Source organism: Pseudomonas cimarronensis (assembly GCF_049331905.1).
GTDB lineage: Bacteria > Pseudomonadota > Gammaproteobacteria > Pseudomonadales > Pseudomonadaceae > Aquipseudomonas.
The window spans coordinates 2,878,385-2,893,682 of the sequence record NZ_CP186283.1 but is presented as its reverse complement, the minus strand read 5'-3'; the positions used below and the strand labels follow the sequence as shown (position 1 = coordinate 2,893,682).

Here is a 15,298-nt window from a genome sequence, read left to right as displayed (position 1 = left end):
CACAGGCCTTGTGCTGGCTTCAACAAAAACAATTCTCCAGCGAAACCTGAACTGCCTGTCAGAACGACAGTTGGAGAATTCTTATGAACACCTGGTTTGCCAACCTTAGCGTCACCCGCAAGCTGGCTCTCGGCTTCGGCCTGGTGCTGACCCTGACTCTCGCCCTGGCCTGGGTCGCCTGGACCGGCCTGGGCAGCGTGATCCAGCGCAGCAGCTGGATGAGTGATATCACCCAGCTCAACACCACCCTGACCAATCTGCGTATTGCTCGCCTGCAGTTCATGCTGGCCAAGGGCGATGCAGTGAGCAGTGAGCGCGTGCTGAGCAATCTGGATATCTATTTGCAGCAGCAGAAGAAGCTGCTCGGCAGCTTTACCAATCCGGTCAACGTCAAACTGCTGCAGGAGCAGGATCGCTATAACCAGGATTACCAGCGCTCGCTGAGTGGCATGCGGGCTGCCTACGCGGCAGCCGATACCGCGCGGCGCCAGGTGGCCGGCGAGACTCAACAGCTCGGCGAATTGCTGGGTGCCATGCAGCGCAGCGTTGAGGTGCTGCCGGAATACGAAGGCGGCCGTTTTGCCCAGTTGCAGGCGCTGACCCGCACCGAAGGCGAGTTGCTGAGTCTGCGCTACCTGCTGGAGCGCTATGACAGCGCCCCTGATGCGCAAACCGAGCAGGCGCTGGTCGAGCGCATTGCCGCCGCCCGTAGCAGCCTCGGTCCGTTGGAGCAGGCCTTCGGCGCCGGGCAGCAGGATGCGCTTCGCCGTATTGCGACGGCCTTGGGCCAGTATGAGGCGACGTTGCAGGCGTTCAAGCTGGCCACTGGCGATATCGCCCGCACTCGCCAGGAAATGACCGCGCAGCAGGGCGAAATCGTGCGTATCAGCGAAACCCTGTATCAGTTCCAGATGGACCGCCTGGCCATCGAGAGCGCCCAGGCGCGTAGCCTGCAAATCGGCGCCACACTGCTGGCGATGCTGTTCGGCGTGCTGGCCGCCTGGGTGATTACCCGGCAGATCACCCGTCCGCTGCAGGACACCCTGAGCGCGGTGCAGCGTATTGCCGATGGCGACCTGACCGCCACTGTGCAGGTCGACCGCCGTGATGAGATGGGCCGGCTGCAACAAGGCATCCAACATATGGCCGCGACCCTGCGTGAGTTGATCGGCGGCATCCGCGATGGCGTGGCGCAGATCGCCAGCGCTGCCGAGGAGCTGTCTGCGGTCACCGAGCAGACCAGTGCCGGCGCCAACAGCCAGAAGAGCGAGACCGATCAGGTGGCCACCGCCATGCACGAAATGTCGGCGACCGTGCAGGAGGTGGCGCGCAACGCCGAACAGGCTTCGCAGGCCGCCAACGAGGCGGACGGTCAGGCGCGTTTGGGTGATCAGGTGGTGGGCGAGGTGATTGCCCAAATCGAACGCCTGGCCGCGGAGGTTAGCCGCTCCAGCGAGGCGATGAATGGCTTGCAGCAGGAGAGCAACAAGATCGGCAGCGTGATGGACGTGATCAAGGCGGTGGCCGAGCAGACCAATCTACTCGCCCTCAATGCCGCTATTGAGGCCGCGCGCGCAGGCGAAGCCGGTCGCGGTTTTGCCGTGGTCGCCGACGAAGTACGCGGCCTGGCCCAGCGCACGCAGAAATCCACTGAGGAAATCGAAGCGCTGATCGCCGGCCTGCAGAACGGCACCAAGCAAGTGGCTACGGCGATGCGCAACAGCTGCAGCCTCACCGACAGCAGCGTCGAGTTGACGCGCAAGGCCGGCGACTCACTGGGCAACATCACCTATGCGGTGTCCAACATCCAGTCGATGAACCAGCAGATTGCCGCCGCCGCCGAGGAGCAGAGTGCGGTGGCCGAGGAAATCAGCCGCAGCATCCTCAGTGTGCGCGACGTCTCCGAGCAGACCGCCACCGCCAGCGACGAAACTGCGGCCTCCAGCGCCGAGCTGGCGCGCCTGGGCAACCAACTGCAAACGCTGGTCAGCCGCTTCCGCGTTTAACGGGCATGGCCCCAGGCCGTGGCAGCCCACGGCCTGGGGCATTCAGCTAGTTGATCGACTTATTTGCGCTGCATTTTTCGATGGAGTTGCAGCTGTTTCGGTATCAGGGCCGTGGGCATAGTTTGGCCATCGATAACAGCTGATGCCGTCGCTATACCAATAGGATGAATATCACTATGGCTGGGTAGCTGAGCTGGTATGCAGGTTTCGTCGGCCATAGAAAAGACGCCTACCCGCTGATGGATAGTTTGTACGAGGCTTTTTGCTGCCTATGCTTTACTGGCTATATGCCTCTATGTATATGGGAGTCGCCTAGTGCTGCTGCGAACTCTGGGATGCTGCTTGATGTTGGCTGTAAGTAGTGTTGCTGCCCAGGAAGGCCGCCTGCTTTGGTTGATCAATGACTTCCCCCCCTTTACCGAAGTGAGTCAGCAAACGGCAGGTCAAGGAATTGCCGATAGCTTGATGCAGCATGTGCAGTCGCATTTGCCGCAATACAGACACGAAACTGAAGTTGCCAGTTTCGCCCGCGTATACGCACTGATGGAGCGGGGCGAGCAGGTATGCCATCCAACAACGCTGAAAATGCCTGGGCGTGAACACGTCATGCTGTTTAGCCGGCCGGCCTTGTTCTTGACCTCACAGCAGGTGGTGATCCGGGCTGATCGCCAATCACGTTTTGCACCCTATATCGATTCGTCTGGACAAATTGATGTGTCACGGTTGCTTGCTGATGCTCAATTGGTCACAGCAGTCAGCGAGCGCCGAGGCTATTCGGTCGCTATTACGAATGCTCTCAAGGCTCTGGGCGATCAACCGCATGTGCTCAAGGCTGGCGTTAATTTCACGGCCCCATTTCAGCAGCTTGCAGCCGGTTGGATTGACTACCTGTTTGCCTACCCGGTTGAACTGGGCCGCTATCGCCGTCAACCAGGTGTGGTGGAGGTTGCCATGCAGACACTGGAGATCGCCGGTGACCCGCCCTACATGCTTGGCTATATCTCCTGTACCCGGAGTGTCTGGGGTGAGCAGGTAATTCGCGATATTGATGAGCAGATCCGCCTAGCCGGGCCGCGCCCGCCGTGGGTTGAGAAAATTGTCGAGTACACCGCCAGTGAGGATCTTGAGACCTATGAACGAGCCCTCGTTGAGCAGCATCCATTCTCCCAGCGCTGAACACGTGCCAAGACCGCTCGCCAGGCGGCTGCTTGTTTGGGTTTTGCTGATCAGCACAATCAATGCGCTGTTGGCCATCTCGGTGCAACTCTACCTTGATTACCGCCGTGACCTGGCCGATCTCGAGGAACACTTGGGGTTTGTCCGCGCGAGTCATCGCCAGGGCCTGGCCGCAGCGGCCTGGAATTTCGATAAGCCGTTGATTGAAGCGCAGTTGCGTGGTCTGACCGGCTCGCCTTGGATCGCCGCTGTGCAAGTGATCTACGGCAGTAATGAAGAGCAGCAGCTGTCATCGGGTAGTGATATCGGGAATGCCAAGGCAGTTCAGGAGTACCCGCTGGAGTTCAATACCGGGCCACGTGTGGTGCAAGTCGGTCGACTGCTGGTTCTACCCAATCTGGAGCTGATTTATCAGCGCACGCTGGACCGCGCCCTAGTGGTGGCCCTGACTCAGGGCGTCAAAGCTTTCGTCTTCTCTCTTGCCTTGCTAGTGCTGGTCCACCGCCTGTTCACGCGACGCCTGATGCGCTTGAGTAACCTCCTGCGTGCTTACATTCCTGGGCCAGGTAATCATTTGCAGTTGGTGACACCTGAAGATCGGCAGGCCAATGACGAATTGAGTCTGCTGGCGCGAACGCTGGAAGAGGCTCAGTTACGGCTTGAGGACTATCACCTAAAAGAAGCTGCTCAACGTGAAGAGTTGGAAGCAGAAGTGCAGCGCAGGACGCGCCATCTGGACCAGGCCTTGCTGGAACAGCAGGCTATTTTCGATAACTCGCTGACAGGGATTGCGTTTATTCGAGATCGCACAATTCTTCGTTGTAATGTCAGTTTTGAGCATATGTTTGGGTATGACATTGGCGAACTACAGGGTTATTCGACGCGTCAGCTTTTCCCCAGCCAGAAAGCGTTTGAACAGGAAGCCAGCTATTTCACGCCAGTGTTACGCAGTGGTGGGACCTACGTGGGGGATACTGAACTGCTGCACAAGGATGGCAAGACACGCTGGTTCACTGTGCAATTAAAGTTGCTGGATGCCAATGATCCGGATCAAGGCGCGGTCTTGACCCTGCATGACATTACGGTGCGCCGTGATGCTGAACAGGCGCTTGAGCGTTTGGCTCGGCTGGATGGCCTGACCGGTCTGGCTAATCGGCGCACCCTGGACGAAGCCTTGCGAAATGCATGTCGCAAGGCTAGCCGCGAACGAAGTGCACTGAGTCTTGCCTTGTTCGATGTTGATTGCTTCAAACTCTTTAATGATCACTATGGCCATGCAGCGGGTGATGCTGCGCTCTGTGCCGTTGCAGGGGTATTACAGAACGCGACACGGCGCCCCTACGATCTAGCTGCACGCTATGGCGGTGAAGAGTTTGTATTGATGTTGCCAGGAAGTGTGGAGCCTTTCCCTCTCCTGGAGAAAGTCCGTTCGGCGATCCTGGATTTGGCTATCCCTCATGCGTACTCACTGGCTGGTGAGTTGGTTTCTGTCAGTGTTGGTGTTGTTAGCGTGACTAACAGTGAACATTGCGAGCCTGCAGCGTTGTTAGCAGCAGCAGATGCGCTGCTTTATCAGGCCAAGCACGACGGGCGCAATCGAGTGATCTGGCAAGCGCTGAATGAACCGGTCAGACATGTTTGACCTCAGGTCTAATCGGGCTCTTAAACGGAGCGTTAGCGGCTGATAACGTGGTCAGGCTATCCTGATCACCTTCTACTGCACTGAAGCCTGCCCATGCTGGTTATCTCCAACAGCGTTCACCTGCCTGACGATGAGGTCGAACTGACCGCCATCCGCGCCCAGGGTGCGGGCGGGCAGAACGTCAACAAGGTGTCCAGTGCGATCCATCTGCGCTTCGACATTCAGGCATCCAGCTTGCCGCCGTTCTACAAGGAACGCCTGCTGGCACTGCGCGACAGCCGTATTACCGCCGAAGGGGTGGTGGTTATCAAAGCTCAGCAGTACCGCACCCAGGAGCAGAACCGCGCCGATGCTCTGGAGCGCCTGGCCGAGCTGATTCGCAGCGCCGTCAAAACCGAAAAAGCGCGCCGCCCGACCAAACCGACCCTGGGCTCGAAGAAGCGCCGACTGGAAGGCAAGAGCATCCGCGGCACGATCAAGGCGGGGCGTGGCAAGGTCGATTACTAGCAACTGCAGCATGGCAGTTCTGGGCCTTGGTTATTCATGAGGTAGATGGCGTTTGCTGAGCGGCATATTTGACTACTATGCACAAATGAAAACGACCCTCGATGAACTGCTGGCCTTTGTCAGCGTGGTGGACAGTGGCTCGATCAGCGCCGCTGCTGAACAACTGACGCAGACGGCTTCCGGTGTCAGCCGCGCGCTCAGCCGGCTGGAAGAAAAGCTCGATGTCACCTTGCTGCGCCGTACCACGCGACGTTTGGAACTGACCGAGGAAGGCCGGGCCTTCCTGATTCAGGCGCGCAAGATTCTCGATGCGGTGGAAAGCGCCGAAGAGCAGATGAAGGTGCGCCGGCAGAAGCCTGCCGGGCGTTTGCGGGTCAATGCCGCTGCGCCTTTTATGCTGCATGTGGTGGTGCCGCTGGTGGCAGGCTTTCGCGCGCAGTACCCGGATATTCAGCTGGAGTTGCACAGCAGCGACCAGATTATCGACTTGCTGGAGCAACGCACCGATGTGGCCATCCGCATCGGCCCGCTGCGCGACTCCACCTTGCATGCGCGGCCACTGGGCAGCAATCGCCTGCGTATTCTCGCCAGCCCGACTTATATCAGTACCCATGGCACGCCGAAAAACGTGGAGCAACTGAGCGGGCATAGCCTGCTTGGTTTTACCCAGCCCGACAGCCTTAACCAGTGGCCGTTGCGCCATGCGCAGGGGGACAGCTACAGCATCAGCCCAAGCCTCAGCGCCTCTAGCGGTGAAACCTTGCGCCAGCTGGCGTTGGCTGGTGCAGGGATCGTCTGCCTGGCGGACTTTATGACCGCTGCCGACCGCGGGCGGGGCGAGCTGGTGCAACTGCTGGCACGCGACACCGTCGAGGTGCGTCAGCCGATTCATGCTGTGTATTACCGCAACACTGCGCTGGCGTCGCGCATTACCTGCTTTCTCGACTATTTGAGTGCACAGCTGGGTTAGCGCTGTGCCGGCCATTGCAAAGATTTCTTGAGAGCCTGTCGATACCTGTAATTGCCGTTCGACTACTTTATAGAACCCAGCCTTGGGTTTGCGGTCTGCCATTACATACCCGGATAACCTCCTGACGGCAGGCTGATCAGTCAATTACGCGAGGACAGCGGCATGCGTTTTATGGTGATGGTCAAGGCAACTGCAGATTCCGAAGCCGGCATCATGCCCAGTGAGGAGCTGATGGCGGCAATGGGACGTTTCAACGAAGAGCTGGTTGAAGCCGGGGTGATGCTCGCCGGTGAGGGCTTGCATCCAAGCAGCAAGGGCGTGCGGGTGAAGTTCTCTGGTAGCCAGCGTAGCGTCACGGATGGCCCTTTTATCGAAACCAAGGAGTTGGTCGCGGGCTTCTGGCTATGGGAAGTAGCGTCGCTGGCCGAGTGCATTGAATGGGTCAAACGCTGCCCGAACCCGATGCCGGGTGACTCCGAGATTGAAATTCGTCAGATCTACACGGCCGAAGACTTCGGCGAAGCCTTTACCCCCGAGCTGCGCGAGCATGAAGAGCGCCTGCGCGCGCGGCTTGAGTCGTAAACCCCAAAAAACCGTACTAAGGAGAGTGCAATGAAGATCCATGCCTATTTGATTTTCGATGGTCAGTGCGAAGCGGCCTTTAACTACTACACCGAATGCCTGGGCGGTAGCCTGGAGCTGATGCGTTTTGGTGACAGCCCGGAAGCCGGCAATGTGCCGCAGCAGTATCACAACCAGGTGATGCACGCGTGCCTGACGGTGGGCGATCAGCTGTTGATGGCGTCTGACAACATGCCTGGCATGCCGTATGAGGGCATCAAGGGTTGTTCGATTTCCCTGCAGGTAGACAACGTGCCGGAGGCTGAGCGTCTGTACAAGGCGCTGTCGGCGGGTGGCACGGTGCAAATGGAGTTGCAGCAGACCTTCTGGGCCACGCGCTTTGCCATGTTCACCGACCGCTTCGGCGTGAGCTGGATGATCAACTGCGATGTGGATGCGCAGATGGGCTAGGTAAGCGGGATTGGCTCGGCGCAGCTACGCAGTTGAACTACGCAGCTGCGCCGTTGCCGCCTAGCCGACCAGCCCGAGGGCGCGGTCCAGTTGATCCTGCGGGTCGCTGACGGCGGTGAGAAATTCATCACCCCAGCGGCGGATGTCGTTGTAGTTGACGATATCGAACAGCTCACGCAGGCGTGCCTGGGCCTCCGCTTTGGGCATATTCAGCGCCACATAGCAGGTTTGCGTCATATCCACCGGGTCATGCGGGTTGGTCAGTAGCGCGCCTTTGAGCTCGGCGGCAGCGCCGGCAAACTCCGAAAGCACCAGCACGCCACGGCCATTCAGCAGGCCTTGAGCGGCGACAAATTCCTTGGCCACCAGGTTGAGGCCGTCGCGCAGTGGGGTAATCCACATCACGTCGGCCATGGCGTACCAGGCGCTGACTTCCTCGAACGGCAGGCTGCGGAAGAAGAACTGCAGTGGCGTCCAGCCGATGCGCGCAAAGCGGCCGTTGATGCGGCCCACGGCCTGTTCGATCTGCCCTTGCAGTTCGTCATAGATGGTCATTTCCTTGGCCGCCGGCACACAGACGGTGACCAGGGTGACCTTGCCCAGCAGCTCGGGGTTTTCTTCCAGCAGCCGCTCATAGGCGTTGAGCTTTTCCAGAATGCCTTTGGTGTAGTCGAGGCGCTCCACCGAGAGAATCAGTTTGACCCCGGCAAGTTCGCGGCGTAGACGTTCCATCATTTCCCTGATCTTCGGTGCGGCCAGGGCGCTGCGCACTCGCTCGATATCCAGGCCCACCGGATGGGCACCGAGTTTGACCACACGGCTGCCGGTGTCCACGGCGGTGGTCATACGCTCCAGGCCTACGGCGCAGCCATAGGTGATAAAGCGTGGCGCACAGTTCTGTCGAGTGACGGTTTGCAGCGGCATCACGCCGCGCGCGGCATCGACGAAGTTTTCCACCTGGCGCGGGATATGAAAGCCGATGTAGTCGCACTGCAGCAGGCTGCCGATGATCTGCCGGCGCCAAGGCAATACGTTGAACACATCCGCCGAGGGGAAGTAGGTGTGGTGAAAGAAGGCGATGCGCAGGTCCGGGCGCAGTTCGCGCAGGTAGCCGGGCACCATCCACAGGTTGTAGTCATGCAGCCAGACCGTGGCACCTTCAGCCGCTTCCAGGGCGGTGCGTTCGGCAAAGGCACGGTTGACCTTAAGGAACACCTGCCAGTCGTCCTCACGGAACTGCGCGCGCTCCCAGAAGGTGTGCAGGGTCGGCCAGAAGGCTTCCTTGGAGAAGCGCTTGTAGAAGATGTCGACCTCTTCCTTGCTCAGCGCCACGCGTGCGGCGGTCAGCTTTGGGTAGCGTTCGGCATCCACCGTGGTGTGGCTGTCGAAGGTTTCGCCGCTGTTTGCGTCATGCTCGGCCAAGGCGACCCAGGAGCCGGCGCGACCGTCGCCGAAGAAACTCAATAGGGTGGGGATAATGCCGTTGGGTGAAGTCGGGCGACGACGTTGCAGCTTGCCATCGGCGCCCCGGAATTCTTCATAGGGCAGGCGGTGGTAGACCATCACCAGATCGGCCTTGCCCGGGTCTGCGACTTGCTTGCCTTCGGCGGCGATGCCCTGTTTGCCGAGAAAGCCAAAGTGCACAAAGGCCTCAAGAATGCCGCCACACCCGGCGCGTTCGGCATGCAATACCCGCGAATATGGCCGCGTGGCCTGCAGCAGGCCGTCTTCGGACTCGCCCACGCATACGCCCTTGAACTGGCCGCTGAGCATGGACAGGTCGTTGAGCGTGTCGCCAGCGGTCAGCACCTGGTCGTTGTCCAGCTCCAGCCAGTCGATCAGCGCCTGCAGGCTGCTGCCCTTGTTGACGCCCTTGGGCAGAAAATCCAGGTAGCGCTCGGCCGAATAGAGCAGATCGCAGCCCAGACTCTCTGCGACTTCCTGTAGCTCCGGGTTGGCCGCCTGTTCCGGGCTGCAGAAGTACGAGCAGCGGCGCACCTGCGGTACGTCCTGGCGCTCCAGAGCAAAGCGTTCGATGGCGCTGGCAACCTGGCTGTCGCCGGGCCAGAGGGCGTCCACCGCGCTTTGCAGGGGCTGGATCGGCTGCAAGGTGTCGCCATGCACCAGGCTGGCGCCGACATCGGAGATGATGAAATCCGGTTGTGGCAGGGTCGGGTCTGCCAGCAGTGGCAGCACTGATTCCAGGCTGCGGCCAGTGACGTAGGCCAGGCGGATTTCCGGGTGGGCGGCGATGGTCTGATAGAGGCTCAGGCGATCCTTGGGATCGCCGCCGAGAAAGGTTCCATCGAGATCGGTGGCAAGTAACATGCGCTGTCTTCCTGTCCAGTTAAGTGGGTGCAGTGACGCGCCGACAAAGGCCGACGAGCTATGGGCGATTGCGCCATGGGGCGTTCGCCTCTTGGTTTACCCAGGCGTCTGCGGCGCCGGGTTGGGCGGGTCCTCATGTGAGTCAGTTGAGTCTGGTTCGTCTGTGGGTGGTGCATCGGGCATCAGCTCAAGCACCGTGTGGCTGGTACGCAGCATGGGCATAAAGTGCCCGGCGGGTGCGCTGACCAGGTCACTGACATGGCGCAGACGATACAGCGTGTAGGCCGCGAGCAGGCCGAGGGTGGCGGCGAAATACAACGGCAGCGCCTGGGCGCCAAGGTGTTGCATCAGCAGACCGGCGAGCAGCGGGCCGCACACCGAGCCGATGCCATTGACCATCAGCAGGCTGCTGGAACCGGCGAGGACTTCATCGCTGTGCAGTTGGTCGATCAGCTGCGCCACGGCAATCGGGTAGATGGCAAAGGCCAAACCTCCCCAGATAAATATCAACCCAAGCAGCAGGCGACCGGCCGGCAACAGGCTCATCAGCACGGCAACCACGACGGCCAGCGCGACGACCCAGAACAGCACCAGGCGGCGGTCGTGTTTATCCGAATAGATACCAATCGGCCATTGCAGCAATGCGCCGCCGAGAATCGTGCTGCTCATCAGCAAACCCACGCCGGTGGCATCGAAGCCTTTCAAGCTGGCGTATACCGGCGCCATGCCCCAGAACGCGCCGAGGGCCAGGCCGGATAAGCCCCCAGCGGCCAGCGCCAATGGGGCGATACCGGCGATCTGCCGCAGGTTAGTGTGCAGGGTGTCCGGCACGCTGGGTTGGAGCTGCCGGGTCAGGGTAATGGGCATCAAGGCCGCGCTGATCAGCATGGCGGCCAGCACGAACAATACGAAGTCACTTGGCGAGGCCAGGTTGAGCAGTTGCTGCGCGGCGGCCAGCGCACCGAGGTTGACCGCCATATACACAGCAAACACCTGGCCGCGCTTGTCGTTGGGTACCTGGGCGTTAAGCCAGCTCTCGATCACCATGTAAAGGCTAACCAACGCCAGGCCGTAGAGCACGCGCAGGCCCAACCAGACCCAAGGGTCGACGATCAGTACATGCAGCAGGGCGGTGATGGCAGCGAGGGCGGCGCAAAAGGCAAACGCACGAATGTGCCCAACGCGGCGGACCAGCGGAATCGCCAGCCAGGTGCCAAGGAGAAAACCGACAAAGTACCCGGACATGATCAGGCCGAGCATCGAGGTGGAGTAGCCTTCGGCGACGCCACGCAGGGTCAGTAGAGTGTTGAGCAGACCATTGCCGAGGAGGAGTAACGCAACCCCACCGAGCAATGAGCTGATAGGGGCAATCAGGGACCACATGGCGACCTACCCTAGGGAACTATGCCCTCGAGTGCAAGCATTAAAGGTGCCAGTGCTTAGCGTGATAACTATTTAAGCTTTTGTTTTTAAACAATTATTTTTATAGATAAACGGTCTTCTGATTTTTCAGCGAGTGCCTGTGTACCTGTCGAGTGCATTGCTACACCGCGTTGCACCAAGACAGGCCTCGGCCAGGCAGCGGTAATTACATGCGTGTTTGCGCTGATACCGCCAACAGTGCAACAGGCTGCAGGGTTGCACTGCTCTGGTTGATCCGCGCCAGTACCTGGTTGATCGCTTGGCGGTCGCGGCTGTTGCTCAGGTGTTGGTCAGCGGTTTCTTGCACGCTGCGTATATGCAACAGCAAATCGTTTTTTTGCTGTTCGCGTAAAGGCTGATAGAGCAGGTTTTTGAAAGCCTGCAGCAAGCTGATCAGCACACTGGCATCGGCGCAGCCGTAGTGGCGAATAGGGCCGAAGACGCGCAGTAATAACTCATCGAGTGAAAACTCGTAATGCAGCAGGCGCGGTGGCCCTTCATCCAGAGGCGACGCATCCAGGTCAGGCAGTGTCAGGCGTTTGCTGAGCAAAACGCTGAGCAGGTCGATGGCGGTGATTGCCGTACCCGGGTCATTGATTCCGGGACTGAGTGCTTTGACGGCAATTTCTGACATCTGCGTACAACCAAACAGGTAATGCGCGTGTGCGTATTGCTCGATAAAGAAATCAAAGCAGTCGAGCAGGGCCTCGCAAATCGCTGGGTCGACCTGGCGGTCAAGCTTGAACAGCGGCCTGCCACTCATCACGAAGAAGCCACGGTGGATCATCACGGTCATGCGCAGGTCGTGTTCACACAGGAGGGTGTTGATCGTGCTGATGTTCAATTCTTTGAAATAGCCGCTGCGTTGCGCGCAGACTTCATGCCACTGCTGATCGTCTGGCCAACTGGGCAGGTCATCGATCGTGACCAGCTTCGCTTCCCGTGCGGCAAGTTTCGCCAAGGTGGTGTGGTACAGGTTGTTGAGGATGTACTCCACCTGAATCGAGCGAGAAATGGAGTGGATAAAATGCACAAACAAGCCGAGGCAAGCGATGCCCATTGCCAATGCCAGCAGCACACCGAGGCTAGGAACTTGGCTTGAATTGTCCTGCTCAATCGTGGTGATCAGCAGCAGCGAGAAGAGGATGGTGCCGAGGTAGAAGCCCAGGGTCTTCTGATGGCTCTTGTCGCTGATCAGGCCTGGCACCACGCGTGGTGACAGCGCGGCGGCGGCATTGTTGAGCACCACCATGACCATGGAGAAACTGAACACCATCAGCGACAGGATGCCGCCGACCAGGGTGCCGAGAATCAAGCGAGCATTATCGGCATTGCGCACCAGGCCGACATCAATCTCAGCTTTGAGCGACATCATCCAGGGCTGGTACTCGATGCTCATGCTCAGCAGGCACAGAACGAAGAAGCCCGATGCGATCAGCGTCGGGTAGAGGGCCAGGCTGTGCAAGATGCGCTGGTACAGGCGAAAGGCGAAATTCAACAAGCGGGGCACGGTCGTCTCGGCGCGATGGGCGTGCGGCGACTATAGCAAGCTTGTCGGCATATGCTGCGACCTGAGCCCCGACGCTGTGCGGGCCGCTGCGGGGCTCAGGCGCGCTTCAGTCGCTGCAAACGCGCGAAATGGCGCTGGCCAGCTGATCCAGGCGCTCGGCGTCCAATCCGGCCATATTCGCCCGGCCTGAGCCGACCATATACACACTGAACTCATCGCGCAGGCGCTGCACCTGCACCGGCGACAGGCCGGTGTAAGAAAACATGCCGCGCTGCAGCGCGATATGCGCAAAACGCTCGCTCAGGCCGTAAGGCTGCAGGGCTTCGACCAGACCGCCGCGCAGGCTGGCGACGCGTTGGCGCATGGCGTCCAGCTCAGTGACCCAAAGGCTGTGCAGTTCACTGTCAGCCAGAATGCTGGCGACCACTGCCGCGCCGTGAGCCGGCGGGTTGGACCAGAGATTACGCGCGATAAATGCCAGCTGACTGCGCACATCCTGCAGCTTTGTCGCAGTCTCGGCGCAGACGATCAGCGCGCCGGTGCGTTCACGGTACAGACCGAAATTCTTCGAGCAGGAGCTGGTGATCAGCAGTTCGGGCAGCTCGGCTGCAAACAGGCGCACGGCAAAGGCGTCCTGCTCCAGGCCATCACCAAAACCCTGGTAGGCGAAATCAATCAGCGGCAGCAGCTCGCGGGCTTTGACCACCTCAAGCACGCGCTTCCAGTCGCGCGGGGTGAGGTCGAAACCGGTGGGGTTGTGGCAGCAGGCGTGCAGTAGCACCACATCACTTTTGGGTACATGGGCGAGGGCGGTAATCATCGCCTCGACATTCAGTTGGTTATCCGCGCCGACATAGGGGTAATGACCAACGCGCAGGCCGGCGGCAGCGAAGATGCTTTCGTGGATCGGCCAGGTCGGGTCGCTCAGCCAGATGCCACGGCCCGGCAGGCAGTGGGCGATAAAGTCCGCACACAGGCGCAGCGCTCCGGTGCCGCCAGGAGTCTGGGTGGCGCCAGCACGTTCAGCCAGCAGCGGGTTGTCGGCGCCCAGTACCAGCTGGCTTAGCAGGCTACCGAATAGCGGGTCGCCATGGCCGCCGATATAGCTCTTGGTGGTTTCGCTTTCTACCAAGCGCTGTTCGGCAAGCTTTACTGCGCGCGGTATCGGCGTCAGGCCCTGAGCGTCCTTGTACACACCCACGCCGAGGTCGAGCTTGGCTGGGTTGCGGTCGGCGCGGTAGGCGTCCATCAGGCCGAGAATCGGGTCGCCGGGTACGCGGTTGATGCTCTGGAAATGGCTCACTTGCGACCCTCGGCACTGGCGGCCAGTACATCGGTGCGCGCCGCCATGATGAAGTCATTGCGGTGCAGGCCGCGCATTTCATGGCTCCACCAGGTCACGGTGACCTTGCCCCATTCGGTAAGCAGCGCCGGGTGGTGGCCAACTTCCTCGGCAATTGCGCCGACCGCGTTGGTAAAGGCCAGGGCATGGCGGAAGGTGCGGAACAGGTACACACGCTCCAGCTCCATATGGTCGCCGCGCACTTCGATATTCCAGTCCGGAATCTCGCGGATCAGTTCGGCCAGTTCCTCATCACTGACTTTCGGCGCATCGGCGCGGCAGGCTTCGCATTGGGCTTGGGCAAGGCTCATGGGGTTCTCCTGAATATAAGATCTTGTAGGGTGGACATGCGCAGCTTGTCCACCGTGTGGGGGCGTGATGAGTGCGCCCTGCGGCATGTCCACGTTACGCGGCTTTCGGCGGAAACTTCGGCGCATGTAAACCCAGACGCATGGCTTGCTGCACCATGGCCATGATGTCTTCGTGGGCCAGTTCGAACAGGCGCTTGAGTTCGGGCAGGACGAAATACAGTGGCTGCAGGATGTCGATGCGATAAGGCGTGCGCATGGCCTCGATCGGGTCGAAGGCCAGGTGCTGCGGTATATCGGACAGGCAGTACAGGGTTTCTTTCGGCGAAGAAAGGATACCGCCACCGTAGATGCGCTGCCCCTGGCTGGTGTCGAGCAGGCCGAACTCGATGGTCAGCCAGTACAGGCGCGCCAGGTACACGCGCTCTTCCTTGCTCGCAGCCAAGCCGAGTTTGCCGTAGGTGTGGGTGAATTCGGCGAACCAGGGGTTGGTCAGCAGGGGGCAGTGGCCGAAGATCTCGTGGAAGATGTCCGGCTCCTGCAGGTAGTCCAACTCCTCCGGCGTGCGAATAAAAGTGGCCACCGGGAATTGCTTGCTGGCCAGCAGTTCGAAGAAGGTCTGAAACGGAATAAGCGCTGGCACCCGCGCCACGCGCCAGCCGGTGGTGGCTTGCAGCACCTGGTTGATCTCGCCCAGCTGCGGGATGCGCTCATGGGGTAGGCCAAGCTGCTCGATGCCGTCCAGGTATTCCTGGCAGGCGCGGCCTTCGATCACCTTGAGCTGGCGGGTGATCAGGGTATTCCACACCTGATGCTCGGCCTCCGGGTAATGGATAAAGCCACTGTCATCCGGTTCGCGCGCCAGGTATTGCGTGCTCTTCATCGCTGCCTCCTGCTGGGGCTTTGTTGTTGTATTGGGTTCAGGAATACGCCAGACCGTGCGGTTATGCAGCCCAGGGTTGAGTCTGATACAGGAGGAAAGGGTGGTTATTTCGTAAAGAATTGGTTACGTGCGCGGCGGTGTGGCGAACCATCGTCTTGCTACTGCGCTAATC

13 protein-coding genes and 1 pseudogene are annotated in these 15,298 nt (G+C 60.0%); 8 read left to right on the top strand and 6 right to left on the bottom strand.

The annotated features are described in order from the left end of the window. Positions 1 to 83: 83 nt before the first annotated feature. The 8 genes and pseudogenes from ACOCLD_RS13470 to ACOCLD_RS13435 form a co-directional block, all read left to right on the top strand. Positions 84 to 1,103 (top strand): annotated as a pseudogene (locus tag ACOCLD_RS13470) (methyl-accepting chemotaxis protein); the annotation flags it as partial. 9 nt (positions 1,104 to 1,112) lie between these two features. Continuing rightward, positions 1,113 to 2,006 carry a methyl-accepting chemotaxis protein gene (locus tag ACOCLD_RS13465; protein WP_422911807.1) on the top strand — a complete coding sequence of 298 codons (894 nt, stop codon included), beginning with the start codon at positions 1,113 to 1,115 and terminating at the stop codon, positions 2,004 to 2,006. A gap of 345 nt (positions 2,007 to 2,351) precedes the next feature. Continuing rightward, positions 2,352 to 3,182 (top strand): TIGR02285 family protein, encoded by an 831-nt coding sequence (locus tag ACOCLD_RS13460; protein ID WP_422909528.1) that lies wholly within the window; start codon positions 2,352 to 2,354, stop codon positions 3,180 to 3,182. Further along, positions 3,154 to 4,824 carry a diguanylate cyclase gene (locus tag ACOCLD_RS13455; RefSeq protein WP_422909527.1) on the top strand — a complete coding sequence of 557 codons (1,671 nt, stop codon included), beginning with the start codon at positions 3,154 to 3,156 and terminating at the stop codon, positions 4,822 to 4,824. The genes ACOCLD_RS13460 and ACOCLD_RS13455 overlap by 29 nt, the downstream gene beginning before the upstream one ends. 93 nt (positions 4,825 to 4,917) lie before the next feature. Further along, entirely contained in the window at positions 4,918 to 5,331 is a 414-nt protein-coding gene (gene arfB / locus ACOCLD_RS13450; RefSeq protein ID WP_422909526.1) for an alternative ribosome rescue aminoacyl-tRNA hydrolase ArfB, read from the top strand. A gap of 85 nt (positions 5,332 to 5,416) precedes the next feature. Beyond that, positions 5,417 to 6,301, top strand: coding sequence for a LysR substrate-binding domain-containing protein (locus tag ACOCLD_RS13445; protein ID WP_422909525.1), 885 nt, complete (start codon positions 5,417 to 5,419; stop codon positions 6,299 to 6,301). A gap of 162 nt (positions 6,302 to 6,463) precedes the next feature. After that, complete coding sequence (locus ACOCLD_RS13440) at positions 6,464 to 6,883, top strand: YciI family protein (protein WP_422909524.1); 420 nt, start codon at positions 6,464 to 6,466, stop codon at positions 6,881 to 6,883. Between the two features lie 30 nt (positions 6,884 to 6,913). Further along, the gene (locus ACOCLD_RS13435; RefSeq protein ID WP_422909523.1) at positions 6,914 to 7,333 is read left to right on the top strand and encodes a VOC family protein; all 420 of its coding nucleotides are present in this window, start codon (positions 6,914 to 6,916) and stop codon (positions 7,331 to 7,333) included. 60 nt (positions 7,334 to 7,393) lie between these two features. Here the strand turns inward: ACOCLD_RS13435 and ggpS are convergent, their stop codons facing one another. The 6 genes from ggpS to phhA form a co-directional block, all read right to left on the bottom strand. Then, a complete protein-coding gene (gene ggpS, locus ACOCLD_RS13430) occupies positions 7,394 to 9,661 on the bottom strand; it encodes a glucosylglycerol-phosphate synthase (protein ID WP_422909522.1) in 2,268 nt (755 codons plus the stop codon). Between the two features lie 96 nt (positions 9,662 to 9,757). Next, entirely contained in the window at positions 9,758 to 11,044 is a 1,287-nt protein-coding gene (locus ACOCLD_RS13425; RefSeq protein ID WP_422909521.1) for an MFS transporter, read from the bottom strand. Positions 11,045 to 11,249: 205 nt separating this feature from the next. Next, the gene (locus ACOCLD_RS13420) at positions 11,250 to 12,593 is read right to left on the bottom strand and encodes a DUF2254 domain-containing protein (RefSeq protein ID WP_422909520.1); all 1,344 of its coding nucleotides are present in this window, start codon (positions 12,591 to 12,593) and stop codon (positions 11,250 to 11,252) included. A gap of 106 nt (positions 12,594 to 12,699) precedes the next feature. Continuing rightward, entirely contained in the window at positions 12,700 to 13,896 is a 1,197-nt protein-coding gene (locus ACOCLD_RS13415) for an amino acid aminotransferase (RefSeq protein ID WP_422909519.1), read from the bottom strand. Beyond that, complete coding sequence (locus tag ACOCLD_RS13410) at positions 13,893 to 14,246, bottom strand: 4a-hydroxytetrahydrobiopterin dehydratase (RefSeq protein ID WP_422909518.1); 354 nt, start codon at positions 14,244 to 14,246, stop codon at positions 13,893 to 13,895. The genes ACOCLD_RS13415 and ACOCLD_RS13410 overlap by 4 nt, the downstream gene beginning before the upstream one ends. 94 nt (positions 14,247 to 14,340) lie before the next feature. Continuing rightward, positions 14,341 to 15,126 (bottom strand): phenylalanine 4-monooxygenase, encoded by a 786-nt coding sequence (gene phhA, locus ACOCLD_RS13405; RefSeq protein WP_422909517.1) that lies wholly within the window; start codon positions 15,124 to 15,126, stop codon positions 14,341 to 14,343. Positions 15,127 to 15,298 lie beyond the last annotated feature (172 nt).